This window comes from Mucilaginibacter sp. L3T2-6 (genome assembly GCF_030519355.1).
Taxonomy (GTDB): domain Bacteria; phylum Bacteroidota; class Bacteroidia; order Sphingobacteriales; family Sphingobacteriaceae; genus Mucilaginibacter.
In genome coordinates this window covers 110,530-126,668 of sequence record NZ_JAUMKC010000004.1, presented here as the reverse complement: position 1 = coordinate 126,668, position 16,139 = coordinate 110,530, and the positions used below count along the sequence as shown (strand labels likewise).

General features: G+C 44.2%; 16 protein-coding genes. 8 read left to right on the top strand and 8 right to left on the bottom strand.

What is annotated here, in order from left to right:
• Positions 1–175 precede the first annotated feature (175 nt).
• Positions 176–577, top strand: a complete 402-nt coding sequence (locus Q3W13_RS06495; protein WP_302862282.1) for an ACT domain-containing protein — start codon at positions 176–178, stop codon at positions 575–577.
• 65 nt (positions 578–642) lie between these two features.
• Here Q3W13_RS06495 and Q3W13_RS06490 read toward each other — a convergent pair whose 3' ends face one another.
• Positions 643–2,268, bottom strand: coding sequence for an aminopeptidase P family protein (locus Q3W13_RS06490; protein WP_302862279.1), 1,626 nt, complete (start codon positions 2,266–2,268; stop codon positions 643–645).
• Between the two features lie 298 nt (positions 2,269–2,566).
• Between Q3W13_RS06490 and pyrR the strand changes: the two genes are divergently transcribed.
• From pyrR to Q3W13_RS06470, 4 genes are all read left to right on the top strand, one after another.
• The gene (gene pyrR, locus Q3W13_RS06485) at positions 2,567–3,109 is read left to right on the top strand and encodes a bifunctional pyr operon transcriptional regulator/uracil phosphoribosyltransferase PyrR (protein ID WP_302862277.1); all 543 of its coding nucleotides are present in this window, start codon (positions 2,567–2,569) and stop codon (positions 3,107–3,109) included.
• A 100-nt stretch (positions 3,110–3,209) separates the two neighbouring features.
• Positions 3,210–3,578, top strand: coding sequence for a four helix bundle protein (locus Q3W13_RS06480; protein ID WP_302862276.1), 369 nt, complete (start codon positions 3,210–3,212; stop codon positions 3,576–3,578).
• A gap of 103 nt (positions 3,579–3,681) precedes the next feature.
• Positions 3,682–4,608, top strand: coding sequence for an aspartate carbamoyltransferase catalytic subunit (locus Q3W13_RS06475; RefSeq protein ID WP_302862274.1), 927 nt, complete (start codon positions 3,682–3,684; stop codon positions 4,606–4,608).
• Between the two features lie 62 nt (positions 4,609–4,670).
• Entirely contained in the window at positions 4,671–6,086 is a 1,416-nt protein-coding gene (locus tag Q3W13_RS06470; RefSeq protein ID WP_302862272.1) for a serine hydrolase, read from the top strand.
• A 120-nt stretch (positions 6,087–6,206) separates the two neighbouring features.
• Here the strand turns inward: Q3W13_RS06470 and Q3W13_RS06465 are convergent, their stop codons facing one another.
• The 5 genes from Q3W13_RS06465 to Q3W13_RS06445 form a co-directional block, all read right to left on the bottom strand.
• Complete coding sequence (locus tag Q3W13_RS06465) at positions 6,207–6,755, bottom strand: type 1 glutamine amidotransferase domain-containing protein (protein WP_302862270.1); 549 nt, start codon at positions 6,753–6,755, stop codon at positions 6,207–6,209.
• A 187-nt stretch (positions 6,756–6,942) separates the two neighbouring features.
• Positions 6,943–7,836 (bottom strand): hypothetical protein, encoded by an 894-nt coding sequence (locus Q3W13_RS06460; RefSeq protein WP_302862267.1) that lies wholly within the window; start codon positions 7,834–7,836, stop codon positions 6,943–6,945.
• 56 nt (positions 7,837–7,892) lie between these two features.
• Positions 7,893–8,108: a DUF2442 domain-containing protein gene (locus tag Q3W13_RS06455; protein ID WP_302862266.1), complete on the bottom strand. Its 216-nt coding sequence runs from the start codon at positions 8,106–8,108 to the stop codon at positions 7,893–7,895.
• 89 nt (positions 8,109–8,197) lie between these two features.
• A complete protein-coding gene (locus tag Q3W13_RS06450) occupies positions 8,198–8,923 on the bottom strand; it encodes a YebC/PmpR family DNA-binding transcriptional regulator (protein ID WP_302862264.1) in 726 nt (241 codons plus the stop codon).
• Positions 8,924–9,089: 166 nt separating this feature from the next.
• Positions 9,090–10,040, bottom strand: a complete 951-nt coding sequence (locus Q3W13_RS06445) for an NAD-dependent epimerase/dehydratase family protein (protein WP_302862261.1) — start codon at positions 10,038–10,040, stop codon at positions 9,090–9,092.
• Between the two features lie 247 nt (positions 10,041–10,287).
• On the opposite strand from Q3W13_RS06445, the gene Q3W13_RS06440 reads away from it, so the two are divergent.
• From Q3W13_RS06440 to Q3W13_RS06430, 3 genes are all read left to right on the top strand, one after another.
• Complete coding sequence (locus Q3W13_RS06440; RefSeq protein WP_302862259.1) at positions 10,288–11,298, top strand: aspartate-semialdehyde dehydrogenase; 1,011 nt, start codon at positions 10,288–10,290, stop codon at positions 11,296–11,298.
• Between the two features lie 87 nt (positions 11,299–11,385).
• Positions 11,386–12,189, top strand: coding sequence for a bifunctional 2-polyprenyl-6-hydroxyphenol methylase/3-demethylubiquinol 3-O-methyltransferase UbiG (locus tag Q3W13_RS06435; protein WP_302862257.1), 804 nt, complete (start codon positions 11,386–11,388; stop codon positions 12,187–12,189).
• Positions 12,190–12,302: 113 nt separating this feature from the next.
• Positions 12,303–13,181, top strand: a complete 879-nt coding sequence (locus Q3W13_RS06430) for a LysR substrate-binding domain-containing protein (RefSeq protein WP_302862255.1) — start codon at positions 12,303–12,305, stop codon at positions 13,179–13,181.
• Positions 13,182–13,319: 138 nt separating this feature from the next.
• On the opposite strand, the gene Q3W13_RS06425 is transcribed toward Q3W13_RS06430, so the two are convergent.
• Positions 13,320–14,114, bottom strand: a complete 795-nt coding sequence (locus Q3W13_RS06425) for a prolyl oligopeptidase family serine peptidase (RefSeq protein ID WP_302862252.1) — start codon at positions 14,112–14,114, stop codon at positions 13,320–13,322.
• Between the two features lie 154 nt (positions 14,115–14,268).
• Positions 14,269–16,014: a discoidin domain-containing protein gene (locus tag Q3W13_RS06420; protein ID WP_302862250.1), complete on the bottom strand. Its 1,746-nt coding sequence runs from the start codon at positions 16,012–16,014 to the stop codon at positions 14,269–14,271.
• Positions 16,015–16,139: the final 125 nt, after the last annotated feature.

Below are 16,139 nucleotides of genomic sequence, written 5' to 3'. Positions count from 1 at the left end.
TCGGGCTGCTTATCCTTTGCGCAGTAATTAGCCTGGCGGGTTTAATTGGTTTTATCCGGCAGCCTCTGCCTGGTAATCACATTTCTGCGAAAATGGGCCGATTGCTGCTTTTAATCGTACTTACTATTATCGTTATCGTGTTAGCAGCAATCCCTGTATTAATTATTCAGAATGCATGAGCGGAGAGTTGAATTTAATGGCTTTGCTAAAAACGATGAGCCCCAGGCTTAATGAGGGCGATTATGTTTTTTGTACGACAATTTCACAAAAAGACATTAACCCGGAAAAGATTATTGGCCTTTTTAAAGAAAATGAGGGATGGACGGTTATTATAGATAAACAATTTGCTGATGAATTGGGGCTCTCTTATTCATACATCGCCTCCTGGATTACATTGACAATTCATTCGTCGCTGGAAGCCGTAGGATTAACCGCAGCATTTTCTAATGCCCTGGCCAACGAGGGGATAAGCTGTAATGTAGTGGCTGCTTATTATCATGATCATATTTTCGTGGCGAAATCAGACGCAGAAAAAGCCATCAAAATACTTGAGCGATTAGCCTTAGACAATCACTAATGGATAAAAAAAAGACTTCCGAGGTTTAATAACTTCGGAAGTCAAAATGATAATGCCAGCAAAACTTATTTCAACGCCGGAAATTTTCCCGCATCAAAAATACTCTTTTCAGCAACGGTCTTTTCTACATCCTGCCATTTCCGGGGCGCATCGCCTGATAATAAGATACCAGCATCTTTACCGATCTGCACATCATCTTCAATACGAACGCCGATATTCCACCATTTTTTATCGCATGGACTACCTGCAGGAATGTAAATACCAGGTTCAACAGTAATGACCATTCCTGCCTTTAACGGAACACCATAACCACCTTTATCATGTACATCCAGACCAATGTGGTGCGATACGCCATGAGGATAATATTTACCTACTTCCTTGGCGTCCTTTATCAGGCCAAGGGCAATAAGCCTCGACGACAAAACTTCGCGGGTTTTGGTTTCAAGGTCGCTGTAGTTTACGCCTTCTTTGCAAAGTTTAAAAACCTCTTCCTGGGCATCATAAACCGCATTATAAATAGCTTTCTGCTCTTCGGTGAATTTACCGTTCGCCGGGAAAGTACGGGTAACGTCGGCAGAATAGCCGTGATACATGGCGCCTACATCCATTAACACCAGTTGGTTTTTAACTTCAGTGGCATTATTTTCTTCGTAGTGGAGGATACAACCGTTAGCACCCGCGCCTACAATTGGCGGATAGCCTTCTTCCTCAGCACCATATTTATCGTGCACATAGCGCATAACGCCCTCCAGTTCTCTTTCAGACATTGATGGTTTTACGGCACGCATAGCCTCAGCATGTGCGATGCTTGATATCACTACGGCCTTTTTTACCAATGCAAGCTCTTCAGGCGTTTTAGTTCCCCTCAGATCGTTGGTATATTTATCAAAAAGGGCCGTGCCTGAAGGATTAGCGGCAATTTTAGCCTTAACATCCATCAATGTTGCCGAATCGGGCTTATTCATCAACTCCTGGATGAGTTCATTGTTTTTGTACGACTCCTTATCAGCACGTGGTTTTATAAAAGCTATTATCCTGTCGAGGTTTTTAGGGGTGGCGTAGTTGTTAATAATATTGAGATCATTTTGCAAACCCTTGTCCTCGGATTTTAACCCTGTCTTCTCTTTAAACACAGCAATTAAATTTTTAAGACCGCCTGCTCCGCTGCCGCTGTCATCATTATCAAGGTCATCATAAATAATAGTCTTGAATTTTTTATAATCAATCGGGAATTTAGCAAACTCTTCGCTGTTGTAAACACGCTTAAATCCAAGCTCGGCTTTTGTGCCTTCAACGCCCAACCTTCTGCCAGTCCACGACTCCTGGGCCGGATCGCGATGGCGCACAAAGATCAATTCGTTATAGCTTCCGTCCGCATCTGATTGCATTTCTTTAAACACCAATAATACAGCATCAGGCTCTTTATATCCTGAGAAATAATACAGATCCGGATTAGGATGATAAACAAAATTCACATCCTTAGAAAACACCCGCTCAGGGTAAGCAAATATTACCGCTACAGAATTAGCGGGCATCATATCGCGCAACGCCTGTCTGCGGCCGGCGTGAAAAGCAGGCGTAAGATAGTCAGTTGGCTGGCTTTCCGGGGCCTGGTAGCTCTGCGAAAAGCCATACATAGCGCTGCTGCAAGCCAGCGCCGCAACAAGGAAGGTTTTGTTAAAAAGATTCATAAATTGAGTTTGTTACTTGTCAGTTAATATGCGTTTAAATTAGTCATAATATTCTATTCGCAAAGCCCGAATTCGCATCGATTTACTACGAATAAATTTATACAAGTATAAGTCCTGTGAATACAAAAACAGTCACCCTTTCAGGGTGAGATTTATAGAAAAGCAAAAAGCCGGAAGTCCGAAAAAGGAAATTACGGTGTTTCACCCAACCTTCACTAATCTCTAATCGCCAATTAACTGATCACTGACATTAACTAATCTCCAAAAATTATTACCTTTGCCCAAATCCACCCATACGATGCAAAATCTAACACTGCTCGACGGTCAGAAATTTCAAATCACATTACAGCGTTTATGTCGTCAGTTGATAGAAAATCATAATGATTTTTCTGAATCGGTGCTTATCGGCATACAGCCGCGTGGCATTTACGTGGCAAAACGCATTGCCGAAGAACTACGCAAAATATTGCCCGGAAAAACCATTCAGCAGGGCGATCTGGATATCACCTTTTACCGTGACGACTTCCGCCGCCGCGACCAGTTGGTGCCTAATCAAACCAAAATAGATTTCATCATAGAAGGTAAAAAGGTTATTATGATGGACGATGTACTATGGACCGGCCGCACCATCCGCGCAGCGATGGACGCGCTTCAGGCTTTTGGCAGACCTGAAAAAATTGAGCTGCTGGCATTGGTCGATAGAAGATATTCAAGGCACATACCGGTAGAGGCAGATTATGTAGGGATTGAGGTGGACTCGATCGCGTCACAAAAAGTGATAGTGAGCTGGAAAGAAACGGACGGGGAAGATAAGATAGTATTATTATCTGAAGCAAAGTAGGATATTAATATCGAACATTGAATGCCGAATATCGAATGATGAAGTTCAAAATTTGTGAAGTGAGAATTTTAAATGCGAGTTAGTAGTTTAGTACTATCAAATGACCAATGGAAACAAATTTGACCTGGAAGAAAGGTTAATTGACTTTGCTGTTGTTGTATCAGAAATAGTTGAGGGACTACCAGCCACACGAATGGGAAATTACTTGGCAGGTCAACTTGTTCGTTCCGGATGCTCACCGGCGCTGAATTACGGTGAGGCGCAATCCGCAGAGTCGAGAAATGACTTCATTCATAAAATGAAAATTATTCTCAAAGAGTTAAGGGAATCTCTTATTTCCTTAAAACTTATAGAGAGGAAGAAAATTTACGATTTGCAAATCGTTAATAAAGCAAAAGATGAATGCAATCAACTTGTTGCCATCTTTGTAAAAAGTATTGAAACAGCTAAAAAGAATAACACAAAATAATATCAATAGACGAATTTTTAAACCTGAAGTATTCTATCGTTTGAACTTTTAACTACTTCATTATTCAAAATTCGATATTCGATGTTCGATATTTATTAAGCAAATGGCAGGATTAAGCACGAGACATTTACTGGGAATAAAGGACCTTAACCCCGCAGACATTCAACTGATATTTGAAACTGCGGATAATTTTAAAACGGTTTTGAACAGGCCAATAAAAAAAGTCCCATCTCTGCGTGATGTCACCATTGCCAATATTTTCTTCGAAAACTCTACACGTACACGTTTATCCTTCGAGTTAGCTGAAAAAAGGCTATCTGCCGATGTGGTTAACTTTGCAGCCTCATCATCGTCAGTAAGCAAAGGCGAAACCCTTATTGATACCGTAAACAACATCCTCGCTATGAAGGTGGATATGGTGGTAATGCGCCATCCTTACGCAGGCGCGGGCGTATTTCTTTCAAAACATGTAAAAGCCCAGATAGTGAACGCTGGCGATGGCGCTCATGAACACCCTACCCAGGCTTTGCTGGATGCTTTTTCTATCCGTGAGAAATTAGGTGATGTAGCAGGTAAAAAAGTAGTAATTGTAGGCGATATCCTCCACTCACGCGTGGCCTTGTCAAATATCCTTTGTTTGAAACATTTGGGGGCCGAAGTTATGGTTTGCGGACCGACAACTCTTATTCCAAAATATATCGGTTCATTAGGTGTCAAGGTGGAACATAACCTGCTAAAAGCCCTTAACTGGTGCGATGTGGCCAATATGTTGCGCATACAACTGGAGCGCCAGGATATCAAATACTTTCCCTCACTGCGGGAATATACCATGCTTTATGGTTTAAATAAGCAAATACTTGACTCGCTGGATAAAGAGATCATCGTAATGCACCCCGGCCCGATTAACCGCGGGGTGGAAATTACCAGCGATGTGGCGGACAGCAAGCAATCCATTATCCTCGACCAGGTAGAAAATGGCGTGGCCATACGTATGGCGGTGTTGTTTTTACTGGCCGGGCAAACGGCGTAAATAATTTTCATTAGTTTATTTCTTATTACATTAAAACCGGCAAATCTCCGTTAATTCGTTCTATGAGGTATTTAGCGGTCTTAATTTTAGTTGCCGTTTCCCAAGCTTTATCTGCCCAAACCCGCCAGCAGCAAAAGGTTGATTCTGTTTTTAATCTTGTAAAAAAATATTTGAACGAGAAAAATGCAGATGCTATTTATAATCTCACCGGTGATGCTTTTCAGCATGAGCTGAATATCGACGCATTTAATAAAGTAGCCAATGAGCAGCTTTTTCCACTCGGGCAAATAAGGAGTACATTGTTAATTAACTTTGTGAACAACAGTCTGGCCGCCTATAAAGTTGAATTTAATTCGATAAAGCTCAAGGCATCGATAAGCCTTGATAGCAAAGACAAAATAGAAACCCTGGTTTTTACTTCATATACGGAACCTTTGAATAATAAAACAGCACTGGTAGCAACTTCAAATCCAATGCAAACGGTGATGGATAAACAGGTTGATAGTGCTGCCCGCAAATACATTCAAAAGGCCAATACTGTTGGTCTCAGTATTGGAGTTATAAAAAATGGCAAGACCACGCTGTACAATTATGGTGAAATGAAAAGGGGCGGTAAAGTGTTACCCACCGCCGACAGCTTTTTCGAGATTGGCTCGATAACCAAAACTTTTACAGCTACCTTATTGGCCTGGTTTGTTAATGAAAGAAAAGTGAGGCTGGATGCTCCCATCATTATGTATCTGCCGGATTCGGTAGCCATTAATCAACAATTAAAGGGAATAACGCTGCTTAATTTAATAAACCATACTTCGGGCCTGGTTAGCGTCCCTGATAATCTGAGAGATAACCTAACCGACCCATTTAATCCATACAAAGACTACAATAAGCAACTGATGTATTCTTATTTAAAGTCTTGCAAGCTTACCAGTAAGCCAGGTGAGAAATATGCTTACTCAAATTTAGGCGTGGGTTTGCTCGGCTCGATACTGCAATCCGTAAGCGGGCAGGTATTTGAACAGATGGTAAACGAGATCATAGCCAGACCGCTTGGCATGTTCAGTACGGCTCAATATTTAAACCCGTTATTTAGTCCACGCTTTGTAGGGGTTTACAATTTAAGCGGACAGCCCACGCCTCCCTGGGATTTTGACGTACTGGCCCCCTGCGGCGCTCTGCGCTCAACCGTAAATGATTTGCTGAAATATGCTAACGCCAATATGAATCAGAGATCTACACCTCTTTCGGCAGCTATTCAGTTAACACATAAAATCACCTTCAGTAAAGATGTTAAAATTGGTATGGGCTGGCATGTGATAAAAGTTAAAGGCGTTGACTATTATTTCCACAATGGTGGCACCTACGGCAGCAGCAGTTTTATGGCCTTTAATGCAGAGAAAGGGATAGCAATTGTTTTGTTATCTAATTCAGCAGAAACGATTGACCCGGTGGGCGCGGAGATTTTGGGAAAAATCCAATAAATTCTTTATCATCGCGGGCGAAGAACGAGCGCGGCAACCTCGTCGTTATACTTGTAAAATATGCATGATAGATACAGGCAAAGACGAGATTGCTTCGTTCCTCGCAATGACAAATATTCATTACGCATGCACCCCTTCCCCAATTTCCTCAATCATTTTCTTATTAAATGCTTCCAGGTCATCCGGGCGGCGGCTGGTTACAAGGCCCTGGTCCACTACAACTTCCTGGTCGATCCAATGTGCACGGGCGTTTTCCAGGTCAGTCCGGAGCGATGGATATGAAGTTAATGTGCGGCCGCCAATCATGCCTGTCTCTATCAGCATTTGCGGGCCGTGACAGATTGCAGCTACCGGTTTGCTCTCATCCAAAAATGCCGACACAAATGCAACGGCCTCTTTATTCTGCCTTAATTTGTCAGGATTAAGCACGCCGCCTGGAAGCATTAACGCATCATAATCATCCGGACTAACTTCATTTAGCGCCTTATCTACGTCGATCTCTATACCCCAGTCAGTTTTGTCCCATGCTTTTATTTTGCCACTTTTAGGCGATACCACATGGACGGTTGCGCCAGCTTCTTCTAAAGCTGCTTTAGGGCTGGTCAATTCTACTTGTTCAAATCCTTCTTCGGTGAGTATAACCACCTTTTTATTATTCAATGTTGCCATAATATACAGATTTATTGATTTTAAATCACAAAAATTAATCTATATATAATTACAGGCAGAAATGGAGATAGTTTTAGAAATATTTAGATTGTGAACCAGGGTCCAACAGGTTTTAGGGTGAGTGGGTTTTAGCTAATGGCCGCCCCGAATTTAAATAATCCACGGACACATTTAATCCCGATCCGAACTACTCTTCCTTTGGCTTGGGCGGCACAAAGCGTGGCTTATAGGCAGGCTTCTTGGCCGGCGTTTCAGGCAGGGTCGTTTCAGTATTTGTTTCATTTCCCGGTTTTGATGAAGCGGCAGGCTCAACGGGATTCTCCGTATCGGATTGTGCAGGCTCTGCTTTGGGCTTCATCTTGAACCTTGGCGTAAATCCGGCGGGTTTGGATGCTGCTGGATTAGATTGTGCTTCCGATCCCGTTTCGGCTTCCGGCTTAGCGACAATATCAGGTACTGCCGGAAATTCAGCGCCTGGTTCTGCTTGCTGGCCTTTGGGATTCATTTTAAATCTCGGTGTAAAGCCCGATGGTTTCGATGCGGGATCAGCAGGAGGCGTTGGCTGTGCTTTAGGCGGAGTTTCTGCAACCGGGTTTACAGGCTCGTCGTTTCCGGCAAGACTGGATTCAGGCCCTGTTGCAGGCTTCATCTTAAACCTTGGGACAAAACCTGCAGGTTTTGAAGCTGCCGGTTCAACCGGCGCCGGAGAACCGGTAATATGCGTATCAGGCGGAACACCTTCTTTTCGGACATCTACAGCAGAGGTGGGAATGCCCGGCGCCTTAAATCGTGGCACAAAGCCCACTTTGGGCGATTGTGTTGCAGATGCAATATCCGTGAGGCTCTCGGTAATGGTTTGCTCTGCAATAGGGTTCGCGATATGTGGCTTGTCGGTTTTAACTTCGGCTGCCAGCGGGAATTGCCGGCGGATTTTGTTGAACCAATATTTTTTGGTATGGTCAAAGCTTTTCTCGCCCATTTGTTCAAAATGAGCTTTAAATTCTGAAAAAAGCACCGGTTCAGCTTGTTGTAAAGCTGCCAGGTCTATTCTTTTCTTTTTAAAAAACTCATCGAAGGTCATAGATACGGGCTGCTAGCTATAACACGTGAAACAAAAGTACCAATCGAATCTCACATCTAAAGAGACACATCCAAATCTAATTTGTTAAAATGGATGCCGGTGGATGTCTGAATCCAATCCTCCCGTTCTTCATCCGTTGCATTCAACAGCTCAGGAAAAAAATCCAGTGGAAACACCTGCTGCCTGCCGTCGTCCTTTTCAACCAACAGCAAGCCATTGGCAAAAGTTACCTTTACCTTCTTTTCCTGCTTGCGTGTGTGGAATATGGCCATGATGGTTTGATTTGAAAATGAAACAATTTGAAAATTTGAAGATGTAACCAATTTTCAAATCAACACATCATCAAATCTTCAAATCAAAATTATTCAGCCATGTTATGGTATACCGCCTGTACGTCGTCGTCTTCTTCCAAACGATCGATCAGCTTCATTACGTCTGCAACCTGTTCTTCTGTCACTTCGTGGAATGACTGTGGTATGCGCTCCAGTTTTGCAGATTTGGTTTCAATACCCGCTGCTTCCAGCGCTTTCTGCATTTTGCCAAAATCTTCAAAAGCAGTATGGATTACAGCCAGGTCATTTCCTTCCTCGTCGGCCTCTACAAACAGGTCTTCCAACCCCGCATCAATCAGTTCCAGTTCCAGCTCTTCCAGGTCACGGTCGCCGGGAGCAAAAGTAAACACTGATTTGCGGGTGAAAATAAAATCCAGCGAGCCTGTTTTGCCTAATGTACCACCAACCTTTGTAAAATAGCTGCGTACATTGGCAACGGTACGGTTTGTATTATCAGTAGCTGTTTCAACCAGCACCGCCACACCGTGAGGTGCATAGCCCTCATATACTATTTCTTCATAATCCTTTTCGTCGCGGCTGCTGGCGCGTTTAATAGCGGCTTCTACGCGGTCTTTAGGCATGTTCACCGCTTTGGCGTTCTGCACAGCTGTACGCAGGCGCGAGTTAGTATTAACATCTCCCCCGCCGGCTTTCACGGCCATCACAATTTCTTTTCCTAAGCGCGTAAACTGAACGGCCATTTTGGCCCAGCGCTTAAACTTTCTCTCTTTACGAAATTCAAATGCTCTTCCCATTATATTAGTCGATAATCCATGGTCCATAGTCCATGGTCGTTGCATTAATATTTTTGATCATCGGAAGACCAAACCAAGCGGTTTCTTCCTTTAATTTTTTTTAGTCCATGGTCTATTGTCCATGGACTAATCTGCGAATATAATATTTGTTTTTTAACCTTTCGCCCTAAATTATGGTGCGCAGATTCGTGAGCATATCGTCCACCATTTTTGGCAGGTCATATTCCAACTGCCAGCCCCAGTCCTGCTGAGCGGAACTGTCATCAATAGATTTTGGCCAGCTATCGGCAATTGCCTGCCGCGGGTCGTTGTCCGCATAGCTGATTTCAAAATCCGGAATGTGTTTTTTAATTTCTCCGGCAAGTTGTTCGGGAGTGAAACTGATGCCGGCAAGGTTATATGAGGAGCGAATTTTTACGTTTTCGGCAGGTGCGTCCATAAGCGTTATAGTAGCGCGGATGGCATCATCCATATACATCATCGGCAGCGCCGTTTGTGCCGAAAGGAAACTCTGGTATTTGCCCGCCTTTAAAGCCTCGTGGAAAATATGAACAGCGTAATCAGTCGTCCCTCCGCCCGGGTTGGCCCGCCAACCGATAAGGCCGGGGTAACGTATACTGCGGACATCTACTCCATACTTCGTAAAGTAATATTCACACCAGCGTTCGCCGGCCAGCTTGCTAAAACCATAAACAGTATTAGGGTCCATTACACAATATTGCGGCGTGTTTTGTTGTGGCGAATGCGGCCCGAAAACGGCTATGGAGCTTGGCCAGAACACTTTGGCAACTTTAAATTCTACGGCAAAATCAAGCACATGCAGCAAACCGGTCATATTCAGATCCCAGGCCACTTTTGGTTTTTGCTCCCCAACGGCAGAGAGAATAGCTGCTAACAGGTAAACCTGCGTGGGACGGTGCTTATCGAATATATGATGAAGGTTGTCCCGGTCGAGCACGTTGGCAATTTCATGCGGGCCACTGTTGCGGATAGCGTATGCCGGACTTTTAATATCTGATGCTATTACTGCCTCGGCGCCGTGAATTGCACGCAACGCCTTAACCAATTCGGTGCCGATTTGACCATTGGCGCCAATTATTAGAATTTTTTCGCTCATGAAATGCCAGTTATTACACGGCAAAGGTATTAATTTGACTTAAATAGATTATGACTTTGGCAAATAAAGATTACGTGACAATACCGTTATTAATAATTTCCTGTTAAATGATATTTGTGATTACAAATAATTCAAAAGTCAGCGTAAAAATCAGGAATTCACAATATTTCAGCCTTCCAACTTTACAACATTCCAATAAAAAAACCGCATCTTTGCAGTTTAATTAATTATTTATAACAATTTAAAAATGAAAGTCGCAGTAGTAGGTGCCACAGGATTAGTTGGCACTAAAATGTTGCAGGTCCTTGCGGAGCGCAACTTCCCCGTTACAGAATTAATTCCGGTAGCTTCAGAAAAAAGTGTTGGTAAAGAAATCACTTTTAAGGGTAAGCAGTACAAGGTTGTTTCTGTTGAGGATGCGATAAAACAGAAGCCCGATGTCGCTATATTTTCGGCAGGGGGCAGCACGTCACTGGCACAGGCGCCACTTTTTGCAGCAGCCGGCACAACTGTTATCGATAATTCATCGGCCTGGCGTATGGACCCAACCAAAAAGCTGGTTGTTCCTGAAGTAAATGCCGGCGTATTAACGGCGGATGACAAGATCATCGCTAATCCAAATTGTTCGACCATACAAATGGTAGTGGCCTTGAAGCCATTGCACGATAAATATAAAATCAAAAGGGTGGTTGTGTCAACCTACCAGTCAGTTACCGGAACGGGCGTGAAAGCAGTAGATCAACTATTCAACGAGCGTAAAGGTATTGACGGACCAAAAGTTTATCCATATCAGATCGACCTTAACGTATTGCCGCATATCGATGTATTTACCGAAAACGGCTACACCAAAGAGGAAATGAAAATGGTGAAAGAGACCAATAAAATTATGGGTGACGATAGCATCAAGGTTACCGCCACTACGGTGCGTATCCCGGTTATGGGTGGTCACTCTGAGTCCGTTAATGTTGAGTTTTTGCACGAGTATGATTTGAGCGAGGTGCGTGAATTACTGGCTAATGCCCCGGGCGTAGTTTTGGTTGACGATGTTGCCAACCTAAAATACCCGATGCCGCTCGATGCTCATGATAAAGACGAAGTATTTGTCGGTCGCCTTCGCCGCGATGAAAGCCAGGAAAAAACATTGAATATGTGGATCGTATCTGACAATCTGCGTAAAGGTGCTGCTACCAATGCCGTGCAGATCGCCGAATACCTGGCGGAAAAGCATTTGATTGGTGCGGTAGCAGAAATTAATTAATTGGAGATTAGAGATTAGTTTCTCTTTTCAAAAAACATACAATTTTAGGGATAATCGGGAGGTTATCCCTATTTTTATTTCATACTGATGCAAAACATTACCATTAATCGCGAATTCGGCCGGTCGGCGTTTGGCAGCGATCCCGCGGCTTACCATGCCGCGCGACCATCCTACCCTGATTGGGTTTTTGAAATGCTGGTTGAACGGGGTTGTCTTGCCGGTGGTACCCGTACTTTCGAAATAGGCGCGGGTACGGGTATTGCTACCAGGCGACTGCTGGAACTTGGAGCAGATCCGTTAGTTGTGATCGAATCAGATAACCGGATGGCCCAATACCTGGCTGCCTCGATGCCGGAAGCTGCCCTTGAGATATACACTGTCCCCTTTGAAGAAGCTGAACTGCCGGAAGGCGTATTTGATTTTGGCTTTTCCGCTACGGCATTTCACTGGCTTGATGAACCGGTCGCATTGCAAAAAATTGCCCGCCTGTTAAAGCCAGGCGGATGGTGGGGAATGGTTTGGAACGTGTATGGTAATCATGAGCGCGAGAACTTGTTCCATCATGCAACAAAACATCTGCTGGAGGGTGCATTAAGCCCGTCGCAAGGCGCCGCGAACCTTCCTTACGCGCTTGATTTTAAAGCGCGCCTCGCCGCGCTGGAAGAAACCAACGCCTTTGAAAATATAGAATACCGTGCAGGCGAATGGCCGCTGGTACTTACAGCAGAACAAACTGTTGCGCTGTATGCTACCTATTCACCCATCAGCATCCGCCCCGACCGGGACGAACTGCTCGCTGAATTAGGACGAATAGCCAGAGAGCAATTTAAAGACAGAGTGATAAGGGACATTGTTACCTGCCTGTACATAGCAAGGAAGAAGTGTTACTAAGGCGAATGCTGTTTTTGTGCTGTGACATTCAGAAGTATAGGCGTACATTATAACTTTTTTTTATACTGTTTTCCTATCTTCGCAGTATGATCTCCTTCGCTCACCGTGTTTTTATGGAAGTTGCTGCCAACCTGAGCTTCAGCAAGGCGGCACAGGTATTGTTTATAACGCAGCCCGCTATCAGCAAGCACGTTAAGGCACTGGAAGACCAGTATAAATTGCCCTTGTTTGAGCGCAAGGGTAATAGCATCCTGCTTACAGAAGCAGGTAAAAAGCTTAATGAATATCTATTACAAGCTACCGAGATCGAGCGCAAAATTGAATATGACCTATCTATATTAAGTAATTTGTCACAGGCAGCAGGACATTTGCGGTTAGGTGCGAGTACTACTATTGCCTTATATATTTTACCGTCTATATTGTCCGGCTTTCAACGGGAGTATGCCAATGTGGATGTACAGTTGGTGAACCGCAACTCAGAGTATATTTTAAATGCGTTGCTTAATCACGAGGTGGATATCGGTATCATAGAGGTGGATAATAAGCTTACCACTGTCTCCTACCGGCCGTTCATGAGCGACGAAGTGATACCTGTATGTTCAGCCAAAAGTCCGCTGGCGGGTAAATCATTAACGCTGAAGCAATTTGTAAAAACGCCGCTGGCATTGCGGGAGCGTGGCTCCGGAACATTGAATGCACTACTAAAGTCGCTATCAGCCCTGCATATCAAACCGTCCGACTTATCGGTAAAAATACGGCTCGGCGGAACGGAGGCGCTTAAAAACTTTCTCCGGGCCGACCAATGCCTTGGCTTTATGCCTAAACCCTCCATCCTGCGTGAACTTGCCGAAGGCGAATTAGTTGAGGTACCTGTCGAAGGATTGAAAATAACCCGCGATTTCTTTTTCATCCGCAGGAAAGGAACTGAGGATTACGGGTTAACGAGTAACTTTATCAGTTATGCGCTGGGACATATTAGCAATGCCCAATAAATTTGTCATTGCGAGAAACGAAGCAATCTCGTCGCCATACATTACGAACTATGCGTTGCGCTCAAGGACTATGATTAGGTTGCTTCGTTCGTTAATATCTCGCAATTGTAAGGGTTTACTAATTCAATGACAAGCTCTTTATTTCGTATGGCTAAACAACCACGGAATCAGTAACGGTTCCCTGAATGCATCATCCCAGCTGTTATGGTCATCATTGGGATAAACGGTAAATTTCGGGTCCCCTCCTGCATTTTTTATAGCGGCCACTATCGATTCGGAATGAAATTCAGGAACAATGCTGTCTTTCGCACCATGAAAAACCCATAGAGGTACTTTTTTAGCGTACTTTTTTACGTTGAGTGTATTGTCGCCGCCGCAAATAGCGAATGCGGCAGCAAATACTTTTGGCCTGCGGGCAATTATTTCAAAAGTACCCATGCCGCCCATAGACAGGCCTCCTACATACACCATGTGCTTATTTATATAGGGCTTGTCTAAAAGCTGATCGAGCAAGCCCAACAGGCTAACCATTGCTTTAGTTGGGGGCGCATCATGCTGAAAGATGAATTTGGTTTTGTGGGTTATGGAGTCTTCTTCGAACTTATTATTTGCCCACCAACCGTTTTCCGGGCATTGGGGATAAACTACAATGGCGGCGTACTTTTCGCGGATGGTATCTTTTAAAAACGTCTTAGTACCATAGGCCAGCTGCGATTCATTATTATTGCCACGCTCACCGGCGCCATGCAGAACCAATATTAACGGATACTTTTTTGCCGGGTCGAAGTCCTTTGGGAATAAAATGCGATAAGGCAAAGTATCGCCTTTTGAGATATATGTGCCGCGGTCGAACGAGGATTTATCCTGCGCCGTTAACACCTGCGCTATAAAAAGTGATATTAAGAGTACCGATAGAAACTTAATTTTTGCCATAAATTACAAGGTAGATAATAAACGCTGGTAAAGTTATGCTATAAGTTTGAAAAAAACGGTGTTAGCTATTGGTTAATTACAGACTATAGATTAGCTGATTCTGGATAAAAGATAGCTCACCTATCTCTAATCAACTAATCTCTGATAACTGGCCTTAATCAACCTTAACCACCTTCGTCCGCTCCGAAACGCCGTTTTCATTTATAGCCTCAATCTGGAAGTAATAAGGCTTGTCCTTATCCATTGTTTTAAGGTAATACTCGTTGGCGGTGTGCACCATTATGCAATTGTATAGTTTATCGGGAGCAACGCCGGTATAAATATTATATGCGAACGCGTTATCAACCGGCTGCCATTTTATCCAGGCGCTACGCTTGTCTTTCTCGGTACGCAGCACAATAAATTCTTTTACAGTATTCGGCTTCGCTCCTCCCCCATTTCCAAACACGCGCAAACCGCTCAGGGCAAACTTACCTGTTGGCATGTGCACGTTTTCCAACTTGATATAGCGTGCTTTTACAGGTGTTTCCAATTCGATATAATCGTGAGGAACGTCGGTTTTGTTTTTACTTTTATCGGCAAGCGTCATCCACTTCTTATTATCAAGCGAATAATATAATTTGTATTGGGTATAAGTATCCGTCGCTTTACCGAGTATCGTCGCATCCTGATCCGCATAATTTATTTGTACGGCGTTCACCGTGCTGATATTACCCAAATCGCTGGTGATCCATTCGCCGGCATCTCCCGTCCTTGCACTCCAGTAGGTTTTTATACTTTCGTCTACCGCGTTATTGGGCATGTAACCGCCCAGCGTGGATGACACCGAAACCGGCTTATTATAATTTAACAGCATCCAGCCGGTAAAGCTGCTTTGCAGATGGTCGGCCTTACCATCAGGCAGATAGGTTGGGTAATCGCCGAATGCGGTATTGGAATACATTACGCCCTCTTTATCAAACCCTGCCGGCCAAATGCCCAGCCGCCTCTCAAAACTGTTCTTTACAGCTATCACTATTGTCGCTATGTGCCAGTAATTGCCAAATGCATCCGTATAAGTAGCACCATGCCCTGCCCCCCGGGCAAAACCGCCTGGTTTATAGCTAAATGGTTGACTTTGCGGTGTAAATGGTCCAAGTGGATTATCACCAACCACTACGCCGTCCGCATATCCGCTAAACTCTGTTCCAGGCGCGCCATACTGTAAGTAGTATTTCCCGTTGTGCTTGGTCATCCATGCACCCTCAATAAAAGGATCTAAAAACGTGTTATCCATGTATTCGCCAAAGCGCTGCCACCCATATCGATAAGGTTGCAGGAAATACATTTCTTTACGGTAGCCTTTCAGGTGAAAATTCTTCGGGTCAATTTCAGCGCCGTATAAAGGATAAGTATTACTACTGCCATTGTACATGTACAGCTTGCCATCATCATCCCTGAAAAAGTCCGGATCCCATCCCCCGGGCTCAAATTCGTGGATAGCTTCCTTCCATTCGTTAGCTTTAGGATTGGTACTCATCCAGATTGGGAAGTTCGGCGAATAAGTAGAGCCGAACACCATCAGTGTATCACCCTGCACCCAAACCGCCGGTGCGCAAAGGTCATCGTACACCTTATGCTCCGGGCGCAGGAAATGACGGGCTATAAAATTCCAGTGATACATATCATGGCTCCACCAGTAGCCCCATTGGTTGGTAGAGAACAGGTAGTAATCGCCCTTGTACATAGTTATTACCGGGTCGGCTGTAGCCCGGTGTCTGCCCCAGGTTGAGAAATTGGGAATAGGCGTATAGCCGTAATCGATATTGATGGGGTTGCAGTAAGTTTTTTGCTTGTGTTGAGCAAAGGCGTAAGTTGCGGCGAATAGCAGTACCAGGCAGACAGTGACGTATTTTTTCATAACTGATAGATAAAACTCTTGTCATTGCGATAAACGAACAACCTCCCCGCCATGCGTCGCGGACTATGCTTAGCGCCGTGATTGCCGCCCTCGTTCCCCGCTCGCAATGTCAAAAAATATTATAA